Annotated in this window: 13 protein-coding genes; 10 read left to right on the forward strand and 3 right to left on the reverse strand. The window is 35.3% G+C overall.

What is annotated here, in order from left to right:
* The first annotated feature begins 128 nt into the window (after positions 1–128).
* From rseP to QWC74_RS09000, 5 genes are all read left to right on the forward strand, one after another.
* The gene (gene rseP, locus QWC74_RS08980; RefSeq protein WP_006783764.1) at positions 129–1,385 is read left to right on the forward strand and encodes an RIP metalloprotease RseP; all 1,257 of its coding nucleotides are present in this window, start codon (positions 129–131) and stop codon (positions 1,383–1,385) included.
* A 122-nt stretch (positions 1,386–1,507) separates the two neighbouring features.
* The gene (gene proS / locus QWC74_RS08985; protein WP_288993984.1) at positions 1,508–2,770 is read left to right on the forward strand and encodes a proline--tRNA ligase; all 1,263 of its coding nucleotides are present in this window, start codon (positions 1,508–1,510) and stop codon (positions 2,768–2,770) included.
* A 210-nt stretch (positions 2,771–2,980) separates the two neighbouring features.
* The gene (locus QWC74_RS08990; protein ID WP_288993985.1) at positions 2,981–7,567 is read left to right on the forward strand and encodes a PolC-type DNA polymerase III; all 4,587 of its coding nucleotides are present in this window, start codon (positions 2,981–2,983) and stop codon (positions 7,565–7,567) included.
* Between the two features lie 134 nt (positions 7,568–7,701).
* The gene (locus QWC74_RS08995; RefSeq protein ID WP_006783761.1) at positions 7,702–8,451 is read left to right on the forward strand and encodes a hypothetical protein; all 750 of its coding nucleotides are present in this window, start codon (positions 7,702–7,704) and stop codon (positions 8,449–8,451) included.
* Between the two features lie 117 nt (positions 8,452–8,568).
* On the forward strand, positions 8,569–9,483 hold the full coding sequence (locus tag QWC74_RS09000) for an alpha/beta hydrolase (protein ID WP_055163665.1): 915 nt from the start codon (positions 8,569–8,571) through the stop codon (positions 9,481–9,483).
* Positions 9,484–9,499: 16 nt separating this feature from the next.
* On the opposite strand, the gene QWC74_RS09005 is transcribed toward QWC74_RS09000, so the two are convergent.
* Together QWC74_RS09005 and QWC74_RS09010 are read right to left on the reverse strand one after the other, a co-directional pair.
* Positions 9,500–10,804, reverse strand: coding sequence for an MFS transporter (locus QWC74_RS09005; protein WP_147633521.1), 1,305 nt, complete (start codon positions 10,802–10,804; stop codon positions 9,500–9,502).
* A 129-nt stretch (positions 10,805–10,933) separates the two neighbouring features.
* Positions 10,934–12,727: a M3 family oligoendopeptidase gene (locus tag QWC74_RS09010; RefSeq protein ID WP_006783758.1), complete on the reverse strand. Its 1,794-nt coding sequence runs from the start codon at positions 12,725–12,727 to the stop codon at positions 10,934–10,936.
* 167 nt (positions 12,728–12,894) lie between these two features.
* On the opposite strand from QWC74_RS09010, the gene QWC74_RS09015 reads away from it, so the two are divergent.
* From QWC74_RS09015 to QWC74_RS09035, 5 genes are all read left to right on the forward strand, one after another.
* Positions 12,895–13,812, forward strand: coding sequence for a manganese-dependent inorganic pyrophosphatase (locus tag QWC74_RS09015; protein WP_006783757.1), 918 nt, complete (start codon positions 12,895–12,897; stop codon positions 13,810–13,812).
* A gap of 124 nt (positions 13,813–13,936) precedes the next feature.
* The gene (locus QWC74_RS09020) at positions 13,937–14,497 is read left to right on the forward strand and encodes a chromate transporter (protein ID WP_006784917.1); all 561 of its coding nucleotides are present in this window, start codon (positions 13,937–13,939) and stop codon (positions 14,495–14,497) included.
* Entirely contained in the window at positions 14,497–15,060 is a 564-nt protein-coding gene (locus QWC74_RS09025; RefSeq protein ID WP_006784918.1) for a chromate transporter, read from the forward strand. Before QWC74_RS09020 ends, QWC74_RS09025 begins: the two co-directional genes overlap by 1 nt.
* A gap of 158 nt (positions 15,061–15,218) precedes the next feature.
* Positions 15,219–16,187 carry a hypothetical protein gene (locus QWC74_RS09030; RefSeq protein WP_272131510.1) on the forward strand — a complete coding sequence of 323 codons (969 nt, stop codon included), beginning with the start codon at positions 15,219–15,221 and terminating at the stop codon, positions 16,185–16,187.
* A gap of 170 nt (positions 16,188–16,357) precedes the next feature.
* Positions 16,358–17,578 carry a cation:proton antiporter gene (locus QWC74_RS09035; RefSeq protein ID WP_039930851.1) on the forward strand — a complete coding sequence of 407 codons (1,221 nt, stop codon included), beginning with the start codon at positions 16,358–16,360 and terminating at the stop codon, positions 17,576–17,578.
* Positions 17,579–17,611: 33 nt separating this feature from the next.
* Here QWC74_RS09035 and QWC74_RS09040 read toward each other — a convergent pair whose 3' ends face one another.
* Positions 17,612–19,609: an aryl-sulfate sulfotransferase gene (locus QWC74_RS09040; protein ID WP_006784921.1), complete on the reverse strand. Its 1,998-nt coding sequence runs from the start codon at positions 19,607–19,609 to the stop codon at positions 17,612–17,614.
* Positions 19,610–19,641: the final 32 nt, after the last annotated feature.

A 19,641-nucleotide genomic window follows, 5' to 3' on the forward strand; every position in this document is an offset into this window, starting at 1 on the left:
ACAGTGGTTGCGGAGGCCTTAAACAAACATCAAAAGATTGACCACCCATCACTTGAACAAATCTTACAATTAGATCAAGAGGTTAGACGAGATATTCTAGCAAAATATGAATAATAGAGGGTGAATAAATGTTAGGAATTTTAAGTTTTATTATCGCACTAGGTGTTATTATTTTAGTTCATGAACTTGGGCATTTTATTGTAGCTAAGAAGGTCGGAATTTTATGTCATGAGTTTTCAATTGGTATGGGACCAGCCGTATGGAGCAAGAAAAAGGGAGAAACGACTTATTCAATTCGTGCTATTCCACTCGGTGGTTATGTGGCTATGGCTGGGGAAGAAGCCGAAAAAGAAATGGTCAAAGTGGGACAAAAAGTTGGATTATTACTTGGAAAAAATGCTTGTGTTGAAAAAATTTATCTAAATCCGGAATTAAGAACCGATTTAGTAGTTGGAACGATTACAGAGATTGATTTGTATAAAGCCTTAACGATTAGCATTGAAACAGAACAACAACACGTTTATCATTATCAAGTTGATCATGATGCTTTTTACGTATTTGATAAGGGATCCCAGCAAATTGCTCCATACGATCGTTGTTTAGAGTCAAAATCTAAATGGGCTCGTTTTGCGACAATGGCAGCGGGAGCAACAATGAACTTTATTTTAGCGATTGTTTTATTATTTATGGTAGGACTCGTCAATGGAGAAACGATTTATTCTAATAGGTTAGGAACGATAGTAGATGACTCCCCGGCACAAGTGGCAGGATTACAAGTAGGCGATCAAATTATTGAGTATAATGGACAAAAAGTTGAGTCATGGGACGACTTAATTAATGCCATTGATTCGACAACAGAGGAAACAACCGTTGTGATTGAACGAAATAATCAAACAAAACAATTAGTGATTACTCCTAATCTTGTAGATGGAACACCAAAAATTGGAATTGGGGTTGATTATGAACATCCACTTCGCAGTGAACATTCACTTGGTTATGCAATTAAATATTCTGCGCTACAAACGAAAAATGCTTTTATGCAAATCTTTGAAACGTTTAAAATGTTATTCGTGACAAAAGAAGCAGGGGTTAGTGATTTAGCAGGGCCCATTGGAATTTATACGATGACGTCTCAAGTGGTCACATATGGATTAACCTCATTTGTTATTTGGATTAGTTTCCTAAGTGTTAACATTGGGATTATGAATTTACTGCCATTACCTGCGCTTGATGGTGGACGTATTTTATTTGTTTTAATCGAAGCCGTTATTGGACGTCCGGTTGATCGTAAGGTAGAAGGATATATTCATGCAGCTGGATTAATTTTATTCTTAGGATTATTTGTTTTTGTTAGTTTTAATGATGTTCTTCGTTTATTTAAGTAAGAACTCGAAAAACTAACTTGAAATGAAGGGTAAAAGATGCGATAATGAAACATTGAAAGTATATGTATGTCGAATTTTACTATTAATTATGGTAAATGTCGCATTCTTTAGGAGGACAAACAATGAAACAATCGATGATGTTTATTCCAACATTACGTGAAGTTCCTAGTGATGCAGAAATTCGTTCTCATCAATTTTTACTTCGCGCTGGATTTATTAAACAAGTAGCAGCGGGAGTATATACTTATTTACCACTTGCAAAGCGTGTTTTAAATAATGTTGAAGGAATCGTTCGTGACGAATTAGATGCCATTGGCGGAAATGAATTATTAATGCCAGCGTTACAACCAAAAGAATTATGGGATGAATCAGGACGCTGGGATGTCTATGGTTCAGAGTTAATGCGATTAACAGATCGTAATAATCGTGAATTTGCATTAGGTCCAACACATGAAGAAGTTATTACTCATGTAGTTCGAGATTTCTTAAATTCATATAAAAAATTACCATTAACAGTTTATCAAATTCAAACGAAGTTTCGTGATGAACGTCGTCCTCGTTTTGGATTAATGCGTGGTCGCGAGTTTATTATGAAGGATGCCTACTCTTTCCATGCCACACAAGAATCTCTAGATGAAGCTTATAACAACTTTGTTAAAGCTTATACAAATATTTTTACTCGTTGTGGATTAAACTTCCGTATGGTAGAAGCTGATAGTGGACAAATTGGCGGATCTCAATCTGCTGAGTTCATGGCATTAGCTGAAGTTGGTGAAGATACTATTGTTTATTCAACAACAGGTTCGTTTGCAGCTAATATTGAAGTTGCTGATTTAGAGGTGGGAGCTCCATCTCCTGATGGTGTAGGCGTTGTGGCACATGCTAAAGGAATTGAAGTTGGACATGTGTTCAAATTAGGAACAAAATACTCAGAACCAATGAATGCGGTATTCTTAGATGAAAATCAAAAGAAACAACCAATTATCATGGGATGCTATGGAATTGGAGTTAGCCGTGTGATGATGGCGGTTATTGAACAAAACAATGATGAAAATGGAATGATCTGGCCAAAAGGAATTGCTCCATTTGATATTCATGTTGTTCCAGTTGATGTGAAAAAAGCGGATCAATTAGAAGCAGCAGAAAATATCTATGCTGAATTAAAAGCAGCTGGATTTGAGGTTTTATTAGACGATCGTAAAGAGCGTGCAGGGGTTAAATTCTCCGATGCTGATTTAATTGGGTTACCAATTCGTATTACGGTTGGCCGTGGAATCGCTGATGGAATTGTTGAAGTTAAAGTCCGTCAAACAGGTGAAGTTGCTGAAGTAGCAGTGGCTGACTTAATGACATTCGTTAAAGAAAAATATGAAACATTAGCTTAGTTAGAAACCCTCTCAAAAGAATTTGAGAGGGCTTTTTATATTCTTAGGTATAATAATGAAGTAATGGCAGAAATTATAGGAGTTAGTAAGCGGTTAAGGCCATTCGACATAACGATTTTTTTAGTGAAAATAGTTAGAAAAAATGATAAAATGAATAAGTTGCAATTTATAAGATAAATTGAAAGTAATGATTTAAAAGGGGGGAAACCCATGCAAAAACAAATGGAAATTTTGCTAGAACAAATTCAATATCCTGATCATCAGCTTTTTTTATTTGAGCAAAAGATGATTGAAAAGGTGGATGCCCTACGAAAAAACCAAGAACTGATTTTTCACTTAGTATTTGATACACCCTTAGTTCCAGCAGCTTTTTATGAATTTTATTCCCGTTTTGATCAAACGTTTAGTAAAATTCAAACGATAAATCAAGCTTCTTTTTTAATTAGATATTTAAGTCAGCCGACTGAAGAACAAATATTAGAATATTGGCCACTTATGATTGAATATTTAAGTCGTCAAGATTTATTAATTCGTTGTTTAGAAAGCTTTTCAGTTAAGGTTCAGACAAATGAGTTACACATTGAAGTGAAAGATGAGCATTATTATAACGAAATTGAACAAAAGTATGCCAATAACATTTTAAAGGCGTATGAGCGTTTTGGATTTGGATTACAGACAGTAAAACCTGTTTACTCTGCTAATGCCAAGTCAGACGCTGATATATTAGCAGAACGAGAAACGACGATGCCACAAATTGTTGAAGTACCTAAACCAGTGGAAGCCCCACCAGTGGAACAGCCTAAACCAAGCTATCGAAGTGAAAGCTATAGTGGAAGCCGTGGAGGTTATAGTCGTAAGGAACCTGAAGTGACAGATACTTCAATCGGTGGTCCAATTAATGGAAATCCGATGAGTTGTAAAGAAATTGACGATGAAATGAGTCGCTGTATTTTAGAAGGTTATATTTTTGATGCAGAATCACGCGACATTCGAAATGGTGAAATGTTACTCGTGACGGCGAAGTTTACGGATTATACCGATTCCATTTATATTAAAATGTTTGCCAAGTCAGCTGAAACAAAGAAAATGGTACCTAAACTTTTAGCAAAAGGTAACTGGGTTCGTGTCAGTGGGAAAATTCAATTTGATACGTTCTCAAAAGAGTTATCAATGATGGTAAATGCGGTGAATGTCATTGATGCCAAAACAGAGCCGAGAAAAGATTTGGCGCCGGAGGGTGAAAAGCGTGTTGAATTACACGTTCACTCTAAGATGAGTGCCATGGACGGCGTAACAGATATTGGTGATTATATTAAACAAGCTGCGAAATGGGGTCATAAAGCGATTGCCTTAACGGATCATGGAGTCGTTCAAGCCATTCCAGATGCCTATCATGCCGCGAAAAAAAATGATATTAAAATTATCTATGGAGTGGAAGGATATTTAGTTGAAGATGAACCCTTATTAGCTTGGAATGAGAAATCGATTCCGTTAAATGATGCCACGTATGTTGTTTATGATGTCGAAACGACTGGGTTCTCAACGAACTATGATGTGATTATCGAAATTGCAGCTGTCAAAATTAAAAACGGAACGATTATTGATGAGTTTTCTGACTTTGCTAATCCACATCGAAAATTATCTTTAAAAACGATCGAATTAACGCATATATTACAAAGTGATGTTGATAATGCTCCGGAGCTTGAGGATGTCATGAAACGCTTTAAAGAATGGTCGGAAGATTGTGTTTTAGTCGCTCATAATGCGGCATTCGACATGGGACATTTAGAGCAAACATATAAACGTTTTAATTTAGGAGTTTGTGACAATCCTGTTCTGGATACCTTAGCTTTAGCGCGTGTCCTTTATCACCATCAATATGGAGTGTATTGGAACTATGCAACAGATGCGACCATTGATGAAAAATTTAAACGTAAGATGAAGCGATTTAACTTAAAAGCTTTATCAAAATTCTTTAAAGTTGATTTAACCCAACATCACCGTGCCATTTACGATGCGCGTGCAACGGGTCAGGCATTTATTCTAATGCTTCGTGATATTTTAAAATTAGACATTAAAACGCATGATGAAGTCAATCAGTTAGTCGATAAAGAAACCTCGTTTAAACTTGATCGAACAACACATGTGACGATTTTGGCGCAAAACCAAGTTGGATTTAAAAATTTATTCAAAGTTGTGTCGCAATCGATGACGTGCGATTTATATGGACAGCCACGTATTCGAAGAAGTTATTTACAAGCTCATCGAGAAGGATTGTTAATTGGTAGTAGTTGTGTAAATGGTGAGGTCTGGGAAAGTGCATTAAATAAGCCATATGAAGACTTACAAGAAAAGGCGAAATTTTATGATTATTTAGAAGTACAGCCACCCGAAGTTTATTCACATCTCATTGATCAAAACTCAAAAGAGATGGCTCAGTCCATTATCGAGACGATTAAAACGATTATAAAAGTGGGTGAAGAGTTAAATATTCCAGTGTGCGCAACCGGAGATGTTCACCATTTAAATCGTGAAGATAAACTTTATCGTCAAATTTATACGCGCACACCAATGATTGGAGGAGGACGCCATCCTCTAAATCATCCAGATATTAAAGAAATTCCAAGTATGCATTTTAGAACAACAGATGAAATGTACCATGATTTTAGTTTTTTAGATGAGGCGAAACAAAAAGAAATCATTGTCACTAATCCAAATGCAATTGCTGATTCTTGTGAAATGATAAAAGCGATTAAAGATGAATTGTTCACGCCTGCTGATGATTTCTTAAAAGATAAAGGGATTCCAAGTATCAAGGACCGTTTAACTGAAATGTGTTATGAAAGAGCACATGAGTGGTATGGGGAAGAATTACCTCAATATGTGCTTGATCGTTTAATTAAAGAGTTAAATAGTATTATCGGAAATGGATTTGCCGTTATTTATTATATCTCGCACATGCTTGTAAAAAAATCATTGGATGATGGTTATCTAGTAGGATCACGTGGTTCGGTTGGATCGTCTTTTGTTGCAACTTTGACAGATATCACAGAGGTTAATCCGCTATCACCGCATTACCGTTGTCCAAACTGTTTATTTGCGGCTTTTAAAATGAACGAAGAGGAGAAACAACGCTATGGAATCCGACCAGAGGAAGAAGCATTCCAAGACATTTTAGCAAATGCTGAATCTGGTTTTGATTTACCAGATGCAACTTGTCCACATTGTGGCACTAAGATGCGAAAAGATGGACATGATATCCCGTTTGAAACCTTCCTTGGATTTAAAGGAGATAAAGTACCTGATATCGATTTAAATTTCTCTGGTGAATATCAGCCAGTTGCCCATTTATATTGTCGTGAAGTGTTTGGTGATGACTTTGCGTTCCGTGCTGGAACGATTGGTACCGTTGCTGAAAAAACAGCCTTTGGTTATGTTAAAGGGTTCCTTGAAGATACCAATCGTGAAATGCGAACGGCTGAAATTGAACGAATGGCTAAAGGATGTGAAGGGGTTCGTCGTACATCAGGACAGCATCCGGGTGGGATTATTGTTGTTCCTAACTATATGGATATCTATGATGTGACACCGATTCAATATCCAGCTGATGATCCAACAGCAGAATGGAGAACCACACATTTCGACTTCCACTCAATTCATGATAATTTATTAAAACTCGATATTCTAGGGCACGATGATCCGACGGTTATTCGTTATTTACAAGATATCTCAGGTATTGATCCAAAAGATATTCCAACGGATGATCCTGAAGTTTATAAATTATTCTATTCAACAGAATCATTAGGGGTAACGCCAGAACAAATTCGTTCGACAACGGGTTCTTATGGGGTTCCTGAATTTGGGACACCGTTTGTTCGTAATATGTTAGAAGATACCAAACCGAAGACATTTGCCGAATTAGTTAAAATTTCAGGGCTATCACATGGAACTGACGTTTGGTTAAATAATGCGGCAGATTTAGTTTCCGGAAAATATGATAAGTTTGGAAAAGTTGAATTCAAAAATGTTATCGGATGTCGTGATGATATCATGGTTTACTTAATGTATGGTGGACTTGAACCTGCCTTAGCGTTTAAAATCATGGAGTTTGTTCGTAAAGGATTAGCGAGTAAAAATCCAGATGGATGGAAAGAATTTGAAGAAGAGATGCGTAAGCATAAGATTCCAGAATGGTATATTTGGTCATGTGGTCAAATTAAGTACATGTTCCCAAAAGCCCACGCGACAGCTTACGTTTTAATGGCCATTCGTATCGCGTGGTTTAAAGTTCATCATCCTATTTATTATTACTGTGCTTATTTCTCAAAACGTGCAGATGTTTTTGAAATGGAAACCATGATTAAAGGACCTGATGCCATTCGTAAACGTTTAGATGAAATTGAAGAAAAAGGGTTTGACGCAACACCAAAAGAGAAAAACTTAGTGACCATTTCAGAGATTGCATTGGAGATGACAGAGCGTGGTTTCTACTTCCAAAACTTCAATATCGAAGAATCAAATGCCGTAGATTTTAAAATTTCTGAGGATGGAAAATCACTCATTCCGCCATTTACGGCATTAGATGGTTTAGGAGAAAACGTGGCAAGACAAATTGTGGCTGCAAGGGAAGAAGCGCCGTTTGTAACCATAAAAGAAGTCCAACAACGTGGAAAAGTTTCTAAAGCCTTAATTGAAAAATTACAATTAATGAATGTTTTTGGAGATATGGAGCTTGGAAATGATAAACCAGCTAAAGCAGCAACGCAACCGCCAAGCAATCAATTAACTTTATTTTAAATGCAAAAGAGACTAGATATTAAATCTAGTCTCTTTTTTAAAGAAAAATATATTGTAAATATATTCATCCTTGCTCATAAATTCCCGATTCTAACTCATACTAACCGTATAAATGATGAAAGGAGAAGATTTGGATGTTTATGGATACGATGACTCCTCCAGCTATTGAGGCGTATATAGAAGTACAGACCCCCTATATCTTCGATATGAAGCTTGGAGATGTAACAGGTGATCAAGTTGATGATTTTATTTATTTAGCAGGAAGTAAATCAAGTCCAGATGCGATTTATCAAGAGGATTTGACACTTTTTATTGTAGATGGGATTACGAATGAAACAATCACACAAGTTTTACCATTAAAAGGAGGATATGGGGGAATGCTTTTTGTCGGGGATTTTAATCAAGATTTTATTGAGGATGTCTATGTATCGGTTAGTTCTGGTGGAAGTGGCAATATTAACTATTATTATTTATATAGTTTTAGAGAAAAAACGCCTATTCAATTGTTTGATTATGAAAAATTTAATGAAGAAACTCAATGGCAAGTGACGTTCCAAGACGGATTTAAAATCGAATTAACCAATGGGTTTAATCAAACGTTTAGATTGGATGTATCTAAAAAAGATTTACAATTATTATCTAAGTACTACAATCCGGATGGAAGCGTTAAGGGAACGATTAAAGGCGAGGTATTACCGCTCGGGGGATTGGCACCGATCATTACTCCACTAGGGAATGGAACTTACGATTTAGTGGCTTCGCAACGCATAATTGGAATTGCAACAGTTGATGATTTTGGTGTGATTGAAACCTATTTAACGTTTAAAGGACAACGTTTTAATCCATATGAAATTGTGGTGGGAGATCATCAATTTTTTAAATAAAGTGTATGAAAAGGGTATAAAACAATTGATTCATCTATTATGAACGTCTTAAGTAGTTGGAATACGTCAAGAAATATGGTACAGTATAGATATGAAAGATGAAAGGGGCCACATTTCTTGAAAGTTCAAATGGTAGATGGTCAGGATATAGAACTCTATATTTATGAACCACATGCAGATATTCGAACACGTGGAGTGATTCAACTCGTACATGGCTCATGCGAACACGCCGGTCGTTATGAAGCATTTATTAATTATTTAACAGATAAAGGATACATCGTTTATGCGAATGATCATCGAGGTCATGGTAAATCTGTTTCATCACCAGAGGACTATGGTTACTTTGGAGAGGAAGATGGATGGCAGATGATGGTGGATGACTTAAAGAGTATTAACGATTTAATTCATGCTCACAATCCAGAATTGCCAATTGTCATGCTTGGACATAGTATGGGATCTTTTCTCGCAAGACATTATGCGATTGATTATGGTGAAACGATTAATGGATTGATTTTATCTGGGACGGCACATAATCCGAAATTTTTGCTTAAGATAGGCCAATTTGTATCACGCCTAGCAAAACGATACCAAGGATCTAAACATCGAAATAAATTAATTAATCAGTTATCTTATGGAACATTTAATCGTAATCTTCCCAATGCTAAAACGGCTAGTGACTGGATTTGTTATGATGAAGAAGTCGTACGTGAATTCGTCGCCGATTCGAGTTGCGGATTTATTTTTACCAATGCCGGATTTTATGATTTATTTACGGGATTATTGTATATAACAGATGATAAAAACATTGAAAAAATGCCACATGATTTACCTGTTTTATTTATCTCGGGTGAGGATGATCCTGTAGGTGAAGAAGGTAAAATGGTAAAAAAAGCATTTCATGCAATGCAAAAAGCACAGCTAATCAATGTTCAGATAAAATTATATCCACAGATGCTTCATGAAATCTTAAATGAAAAAAATAAGTTAGAAGTTTATGAAGATATCTATAACTGGTTAGAAACAAATATATAAAAAAAGTCGTCTAATTCTAGACGACTTTTTTATGTTTGAATTTTAAGAAGAGACTTAGTTTTCCCCCTTTTTTATAACCGATAAAACTCGTTAAGATCCCCATTAAGGAAATAATAAAAAAGATATTAAAACTTAATTTAAATTGTTCAGCGCTATAATGACGAATATTATTAACGATACTTCCATTAAAGTTAAAGTCTAGTGTGAACCCAATAAATTGTGTCACAAGGGAACTAGCAATAAATTCACCAGCATTGATGACGCTACTGGCTAAACCACTATGTTTTGAATCGCAATAAGAGGTAATATCGGTAAAGGATAAGATGTGAGAGGTCGCCAAAAATCCCATTGAAAAAAATAAAAAAGGAAGAATCCAAAGAGGCGGGTTACCATTTACCCAAAATAAAAAATAAAACCAAATGAGCGAGATTCCCAGACAACAGAAACGTTGACAAACTGGGATATTTCCTTTAAATAATATTAACAATTTAGAAATAAAAAGAGAGCCTATGATCAGACCTAGTAAAATAAAGGAAATATAAAAGGAAGCGTGAGTTGAATTAATGTGATAGACGGTTGTTAAATAATTAATTCCCCAAACACCACTTAAAGCAGTGGTACATCCAACCAGTGTAAATAATGAGAAAAAGTTACGCCAAATCGCTTTATTTTTAAAAGTTGATAAAATCGCCTCCTTAAGTTCCAGTTTGGTTTGTCCTGGCTGTGAACCTAGTGGTGCATATCCGTAATTGGTTGGGGAATTAGAAACAAAGAAGTAGATTAGAATGGAAATCATGAGGCATAAAATTCCTGTCCCAATCATAGAAAATCGCCATCCTATCAAACCAATTAATATCGAAAGCGGAAAGGTAGCGGATAATCCACCAGCATTGCCAATGAAAGAAAGGAATCCTGATACTTTGACAAAGTCGTTTTTTGAAAACCAAATGGATTGTGCTTTTAAAACAGAGATAAAAATAACAGAGGTTCCAAGTCCGATTAGTAGGCGACCTAAAAAGGCTAAGGATAAATAAGGCGTCAATCCTAATAAGATGGATCCTATTCCTGTTATGAAGATTCCGATGCCGCTTACTTTACGATAACCGTAGTAATCCAGTAACAGGCCAGCAGGAATTTGCATGAGGGCATAAGTGTAGAACGTAACCGATGCGATTTGGCTAATTTCCGATGCGGTTGCATTTAGATCATAGCTTAAATAAGGTGAGATAACCCCCATTGCACCTCGATGAAACAGAGATAGAACAAAAGAAAAGGCTAAAATAATCCAAATTCTCCACTTGTAAAACTCATAACTTCTCATTAGAATTCTCCTTTTAAAACTAAATCAAATAACCCATTCATTATCAGTCATTGAGGTTTAAAAATCAAGTAGTCTATTCCAAAAATTAACAAATTAAAAGGCCCTATAAAAAATAGGGCTTCGGCTTAATTATAATAGAGTGGGATATTTCTTTTTGGCAAGCTCTTTAAATGTTTGAATGTCATCTGTAATAAGTTTTAAAGAGGTTTGCCAAAATTCTTTTTTCGTTAAATCGATGTCTACGGTTCTGGCAATCTCTTCGGCTGAATTTTTACCAGTAATAGATAAAAGCTGTTCATAAGATTTTACAAACTCACTTCCAACTTCTTGATATTTAGCGTATAAACCTTTAGCAAATAGTAAACCAAACGCATAAGGGAAATTATAGAAATTCGCTGAAGCATCATAATAATGAGGTTTGCATGCCCACATATAAGGATGAAGAGATTCAAAATCGAGGCCATTTCCATAGGCTTCTTTTTGTGCTTTAATCATCATGTCTTGTAATTCTTTTGAACTAATAGAACCTTGTGCTCGTTCTTTAAATAATTCAGTTTCAAATAAATATCGACTATAGATATCGACAATAATTTGAGTTGAGTCCGTTAATTCAGTTTCTAAAATTCTAAAAATTTCATCATCTGTTCCATTTTTAATCGCAGCTTTTTTGATAATGGTTTCACAGAACGTTGAAGCTGTTTCAGCCACAGGCATAGGGTAACTTGAATTTAAGCTACTTTCTTTTGTTAAGCATTCGCCGTGAAATCCATGTCCAAGTTCGTGAGCAAGCGTCACAACGTCACTAAATTGATCTCCATAATTTAATAAGAAACGACTTTGCTTAATCCAATGAAGATTTGAACAAAAAGCACCGCCAACTTTTCCTTGTTTTGGATAAACATCAATCCAGGCTTCATCAATCGCTTTTTTGGCATAATTGGCTAATGTATCAGAGAACGTGCTAAATTGTTTTAATACAAATTCAGTTCCTCTTTCGTAGTCAAAGGTTTGAGGTTGGTCACAAACGGGAGCGAATAAATCGTAAAAAGGTAATCCACCTTTATGTCCAAGTAAAGAGGCCTTGAGGCGAAGAAATTCTCGGAATTTAGGTAAACTTTCCTCGATGGCTTCAAGCATGGCATCTAGTGTTTGGCGAGTCATTCTTGATTTTATTAACGTCTCATCAAGAGGGGATTCATATCCTCGTAAGGTAGCAGTTGTAATGACTTCTCCTTTAATGTTACTCAGACAAGCCGCTAATGAATCTTCTACTTTTTCATAGGCTTTTAACTCGCATTCATAAGCACTTTTTCGGACTTCGGCACTAGGGTCATGAGCCAGATTTCTTGCCATGGCTAATGGCATTGATTTGACTTCGCCATTTAATTCAACCTCAACTATGAGCTGCGAGGTAATGGTATCTTTTAGCTTAGCCCACGCAATTGATCCTGTATTTTGCATTTTCGCAATAATAGATTCTTCGTTATCACTTAATAAATAGTGACTGAAGCGTTGTAATTCTTTAAAGAAAAAGGTGTGGGCTTCAAGATTAGCATCGGTTTTAAGTAAAGTATCAAGATCTTTTAAATTGCCAATCCAATGATTAAGAACCGTATCACTTTTCGCAAGGGAGCTTGATTTTTCATTGAGCACATCAGAATATTTTAAAGCTGATTTATTCGTTGTATCAGTACTTAAAGTGAGCGAGCAATAAGAAAAAAGACGGCCAAATAAGTCGTTAAGCTCCTGTTGAAAATTTAAATATTGAAGTAGTAACGTTTTAGTCTCTTGTGTTGAATTTGAAATTTGATTGGCAAAATGATTATAGGATTGGGTTAATTCATCAACTTTTTTGAGGTCATTTAAAAAATTCTCACTTTCAAATGACTCGTATAGTGCGGTTAAATCCCATGTTGTTTTCAAAACTAGTCCTCCTTTTTTGATGAAGATGAATCCTCAATACTTTTAGTCTAGTCTGAATTTGATAAAATATAATTGAAAAGTTACGAATTTAGTGTAAAAGGCGATGAGTTTTTGACGGTTTTAGTGTAAAATAAGAGAAGTGAAAATGCAGAAGGAGGAATGAATCAATGGCTACATTAGTATTCGGACATAAAAACCCAGATACAGATTCAATTACATCTACTTTAGTCATGACAGACTTACAAACAAAATTAGGACATGACGTAATGGCTTGTCGTTTAGGTGACGTGAACAAGGAAACTCAATATATTTTAAATCACTTCCAAATTGAAGCACCAAAATTAATTGATGCTGTAACTGAAAATGACGAAGTCATTTTAGTGGACCATAATGAATTTAATCAAAGTGCAGATGGAATCGAAAAAGCTCGCATTAAAATGGTAGTGGATCATCACCGTTTAGCAAACTTCCAAACATCTGAACCTTTATTCTATCGTGCGGAACCTGTTGGATGTACGGGAACAATTCTTTATAAAATGTATAAAGAAAATGGAATTGAAATTGAACCAACAATGGCTGGATTAATGGCAAGTGCGATTATCTCAGATTCATTATTATTCAAATCACCAACATGTACTCCAGAAGATGAAAAAGCATGCCGTGAGTTAGCAGAAATTGCAGGACTTGATGTTGAAGTTTATGGACTTGAAATGTTAAAAGCTGGAACAGATTTATCTGATTACTCTGCTGAACAATTATTAGGAATCGACTCAAAAGTCTTCCCAATGGGAACATCTACTGTTGAGATTGCTCAAATTAACACAGTTAGTATCGAGGATATGATGACTCGTAAAGCAGAGTTAGAAGAACAAATGAAAGCAATTATTGCACAAAAAGGATTAAATCTATTTGTGGCAGTTATCACGGATATCTTAAATAGTAACTCACAAGTTATCACATTAGGAGATCGTACAGATATCGTTGAAAAAGCATTTAATGTTGAATTAGTCGATAACACAGCTTTATTAGCAGGTGTTGTTTCACGTAAAAAACAAATTGTTCCTTTCATGGATCGTAATGCTTAATTTTCAAATAAAAAAATCTCTATTCAAAGAATAGAGATTTTTTTATTTGAAAACAGTATTTTCTTTTAATATGGAAATTTTGAGATATAATAGTTAAGAATGACAAGATTTTGGAGGTTAAGACATGCACGATTATTTAGATTTGTTTTGGACTTTTTGTCGAATTGGAGGATTAACCTTTGGTGGTGGGTACGCGATGTTACCCATGTTACAAAAAGAGGTTGTCGAAACAAAAAAATGGGCAACCGAAGAGGAAGTCATGGATTACTATGCAGTAGGGCAATGTACTCCAGGCGTTATTGCGGTTAATACAGCCACTTTTATCGGTTATAAACATCATGGAGTTTTAGGTGCAATTGTTGCGACAGCAGGCGTTGTTTTTCCATCATTAGTGATTATTATGATTTTGGCCGCGTTTTTACAGTCTTTCGCTGAGTTTGAAATCGTACAGCATGCATTTAATGGAATACGTGTAACGGTTTGCGTTCTGGTATTAAATGCTGTAATCAAGTTATGGAAAGGTTCTGTGATTGATAAAGTTTGTTTAAGTATTGTGATAATCACGATTTTAATCGGAGTTTTAGGTTCTTTAGGTCTTATCATCAACATTTCTCCGGTATTTATTGTGATTTTAGCTGCTATTGTAGGATTAGTTGTTAAAGGTGGAAGAGGTGAAAAAGCATAATGACATATGTTATTTTATTTTTTGAATTTTTTAAGATTGGGTTATTTGCTGTTGGTGGAGGGTTAGCCACTTTACCCTTTTTATATGAATTAGCGGGAAAATACACATGGTTTGATGAAGCAATGCTTGGAAATATGATTGCGGTCTCTCAATCAACACCTGGACCTATTGGAATTAATATGGCAACTTATGCAGGGTTTAATGCCGCTGGAATATTAGGTGGTATCCTTGCAACAGTAGGGTTGGTTACACCATCGGTTATTATTATTATCATTGTGGCACATGTTTTAAATAAATTTAAAGAGAGTCAGGCTGTTCAGGCTGTCTTTTATGCCTTAAGACCGGCTGTTACAGGTTTAATTGCGGTTGCTGGATTTGCTGTTTTTAAAATTTCAGTTTTATCACTTGATACCTTTAATCAGACTAAATCTATTTTTAATTTGTTTAATCTAAAGGCACTTATTTTATTTATAGTCTTATATGTTGTGACGAATAAAATCAATAAACATCCAATTATTTTTATTGTAGCGGGAGCTTTAGTCGGAATTTTAATTGGATTATAACAAGAGGAGCTAACATTTAAAAGTTAGCTCTTTTATTTAATAATTCATTTTAAACTCATAAATTTTTTGAGATTTGATGCAAAAAAATGTGCAAAAATGTCGAATTTTATATAACATCATATAGGAAAATTTGATAAAATAAGGTATAGTTGTAAGGAATGGCCCGAAAGTTTGAGGTGTTAAAGTTGTTAAGCGAAGTAGATAAATGGAGTCAAAAATATATGCTATATCGAAAAGGAGCTGCATTATTTATTGGCTTATTAGTTCTTAGTGTTGTTATTTTCTTTTTTAATTTACCATCGGTTAAAATAAGTACCACATGTTTAGTTTTCTGTTTTATTGCTGTGATTGGAATTCGTTGGTGTCTAGCTAAAATGGATGAATTTAAATCTCTATATGTTAATACGGTTCCCATGATAGATCCTGAAAGAGATTTCTCAGAAGAAAAAGGTTTTCATGATCTAGATGACAGTATTCAAGAGAGTGTCTCTTCAGTTGAAGAGGTAATGGATAGTTTCGTTTCAGATGAAGAATCGATTGAAGCAATAGCTCCTGAAGATTTCTCAGAGTTAGCAAAAGATGAAGTTGAGGCAACAGAGGAAATCACTGACTTAACAGAAGTTGAGGCAACAGAGGAAATCACTGACTTAACAGAAGTTGAGGTAACAGAAGAAATCACTGACTTAACAGAAGTTGAGGTAAGCGAAGAAATCACTGACTTAACAGAAGTTGAGGTAAGCGAAGAAGGGTCACCGCTTGAACACGAAAATGAGGTTGTGTCGGGTTCTGTAGAGCCGATTTCTATTGAAGATGAAATTTTATTGACTGTCACTCAGATGATTAAAACGGAGTATGATTTAATGGACGAGTTAACAGTTAAAATGGTGGGAAATTATTTTACAATTTATACGAATAAAAAGGTGTTGCTTCGATGCAAATTAACGGGGCGTAAGCAGTATATTTTAACTCACTTATCACAAGAAGAGGTAGAAGGACTCGGACTTGATTTTGAAGCACCATCAAAAAGTGAGTCTTATACAAGCCGTGTGACCTTTAAGAGTTTAGCTGTCTTAAAGGAATTGGATTCATATATTTTAGAGACTTATAAACAAATTCATAAGTTATAATGAGAAAACACTCCAAAGCGGAGTGTTTTTTGATTCTTCAAAAATAAAACGTAAACATTTTAATGAGTGTATTTTTTTCGACAAAAGGTGTGTGACTGTGCGAAGGTAACGTGCTATATTACCTTGGTTAATCACTAAATTAGGGGAATATTAAAAATGGAGATGAGGTTATGTTGTCTTATAATTATTTGTTTGATATTGCGTTAATTCTATTAAGTACGAAAGGATTAGGATTAGTGACGAAGAAGTTTTCCATGCCTCAGGTTGTAGGAGCCTTGTTAGCGGGATTGGTTCTTGGACCAGCCATGTTAAATGTATTGCATGAGACAGACTTTATTAAACAAATTGCTGAACTTGGCGTGATTGTCTTAATGTTTACGGCAGGCCTTGAGACTGATTTACAAGAATTGAAAAAAACAGGGAAAGCTTCATTTGTGATTGCAGTTTTTGGGGTGTTAGTTCCATTGTTATTTGGATTTATCACCGCTTCATTTTTCAATCAGACATCAACAGCAGAGGGTGTTAGTCATACTTTACAAAATATTTTTATCGGTATTATTTTAACGGCTACATCCGTGAGTATTACAGTTGAAACGTTGAAGGAGTTAGGAAAGTTAAATACACGAGCTGGGAATGCGATACTAGGAGCCGCAATCATCGATGATATTTTAGGAATTGTAGCACTAACCCTTATTACAAGTTGCGCAGATTCTTCTGTTAATATTGTGTTAGTTCTTGGAAAAGTCATCTTATTTTTTGTATTTGCCATTTTAGCTGGAATGCTTTTCTATAAATTTTTCATTTATTGGGTTCAACGATACAACCGAGATATGAGACGATTTGTCGTCATTTCATTTGTTTTTTGTTTAATTCTTGCCTTTTTAGCGGAAGAGTGGTTTGGGGTCGCTGATATTACGGGAGCCTTTATTGCAGGCTTAATTTTATCAAATACGTCATGTGTTCATTATATTACGTCAAGATTTGAAACAATTTCTTATATGTTGCTTTCACCCATCTTCTTTGCAAGTATCGGAATCCAAGTAGATTTGAGTGGGATGAACCAGACTTTGCTTTTATTTACCGTTGTTTTGGTGGTGATTGCGATTATTTCAAAAATAATTGGCTGTGGGCTTGGAGCTAAACTGTGTCATTATTCAACGAAAGAATCTCTTCAAGTTGGCGTTGGAATGGTTTCCCGTGGAGAGGTTGCTTTAATTGTGGCTAGTAAGGGGGCAGCACTTGGATTAATGAGTGCCGTGAATTTTGGACCGATTGTCGTGGTAGTGGTTATCACAACGATTGTGACACCGATTTTGTTAAAAATAGTCTTTAGTTCTAAAAAAGATTCAAGGAATTTAACCAAAACCAATTCTAAATTAATCAAATCATAGTCAAAAGGATGCCTCAATAACGAGGCATCCTTTTTAATGTAATTTAAGGCTATAGTCTGTTTCATACAACACTAAAGCGTCATTTGATTTTAAATAGAATGACAAACGATAAGTTCCTTTTTCAAGATTAGAAAGATCCGTACGATCAATAAACTGAACTAGTGTCTGCTTCTTTACAGCTTTTTTAAGACGATTTTGAAGACCGGTTGGAAGTTCGTCAATAGTTTTGACAGCATAGCAATCCGCACTGTGAATTGAATAGGTAAAAGATTCATGAGATTCATTAGTTAAGACGAGCGCAAATGAATCGGTGATTTGAGCTTTTTCGATGTAGCCATCTAAATATAAAACATCATCGACTAACTCAATCGTCGATAAAAATGAAGAATCATAAGATTTTGTTTGAGTGGGATTATCTAGATTAAGAGGTTCTTTAAAGGACATTAAATTTTCTTTAGCAAGTGACGTTGCATTAGAATTCGTGAAAGAATAATTTAAATTTAATTCATCAAAGGTTAAGGTGTCAATGGCGTAAATGTGATTGATACCTTCTTTGTTGAAGGTCATCTCCATGAGAATATCATTCGAATCCGTGGCACTGACTTCAAATAACTTTCCACCCATTGATTGATTAAGTTGAATGAAGCCATATAACACAAGCATCGACTTCGTCTTTGGCAAGTAATCGACTTCACTAATGATGGTTGAGGTTAGGGCTGGAGATAAATTTTCTCCAAACGACCAAATTTGTTCGACAGTCATCTCGCGTTCATTAATTCGATAGTGAACTGCTCGACTGTATTGATTCAAATCTGGGTAAGATTCCCTTGGAAATACGCCAATATCGACATGATTATCAAACAAAATTAAATCTACTGTATCTGGATTTTGATCAAGATCTTCTAGAACTTTTGAAGAGTGTTGGGCGAAAAACCAGGTGAAGTTTTCACCAATTGGGGTTAATAAATACGGTTTAAGTTGTTCATTAACCTCATCAGGTGCACCTAATATCCATTTTAGTTGTTTAGTGGTTGGATCAAGTTTTACAACCATACTTTGAGAACGTCCAGAAGCGATGACTGTTTCGTCACTCTCATCTATCATCGCATAATTTAAATGAAACCAGTCATCTAAGTCACCTTTAACGGATTCAGGTAGTGTGTCTTTAAAGCGATTAATATCAAGATAGTCTCTTAAATTGATGGTTTGAAGGGGAATTCCAGTTTGAGCATCGAGGATATAAAGATGGTCTTCTGTATATCGTTCATCTGTTTTATCGCTTGAGTTAATAATGTAATTGCCATCTGGGGTCAAGGTTAGAGAATGATGTCCAGAACCGGGAATATATAGTTGTTTTTGAACTTGTCCTAAATAAGAAATTTCTTCTAGTTGTTGTTGATAGTAAAAATAATAAGGCCCGTGATAAGTTAATAAATTTCCATTTGGGAGCGAAGTAATAGAACCCGATGTAGAATTTTGAATGAAACGGATATCTCCATACTCGTCGATGAGATATTTATATGTATCATCGGTTGCTAAAAATAATCGAGTTGTATGCGTCAAGGGAGTTGACTGATTAAGTGTCACCTGTAGGCTATCACTTGGAAGTGGCGGAGTTTGAATTTGCATCTCATGTGAAATCGTTTGTCCCGCTTCATTGGTCGCACTCAATAAAATGGTGTTTGATTCATTTGGATATAATCCGATTAACGTTAACTGGTGTGTCGTTTCATAACTGTTGGTTTCATAACTTAAGGTTGCTTGTTCGGTATGTCCAAGGACTTGATATTTAATCATTGAGGGTTCTTCTGTTTCAAACATGACGAGATAAGAAAGGGGAGAATTTTGGTAGGGGTCATGGACGAGATAGGGAGAATCAATTGAATAGGTAGTTTCGTTAAATTCTTGTTTCATTGTTTCTTCTAAATTGGCTTGCGTTTTGAAAATGGATAGAGTTGAATCAATAGTAAGTGTTTGTTTAGCTTGGCATCCAGTGAGCCATAATAGTGCAAGTAATAATAATCTAATCATTTAAAAAGTGTGCCTCCTTGATGTATTCTAAT

This window comes from uncultured Turicibacter sp. (genome assembly GCF_938044715.1).
Classification (GTDB): domain Bacteria; phylum Bacillota_I; class Bacilli_A; order MOL361; family Turicibacteraceae; genus Turicibacter; species Turicibacter sanguinis.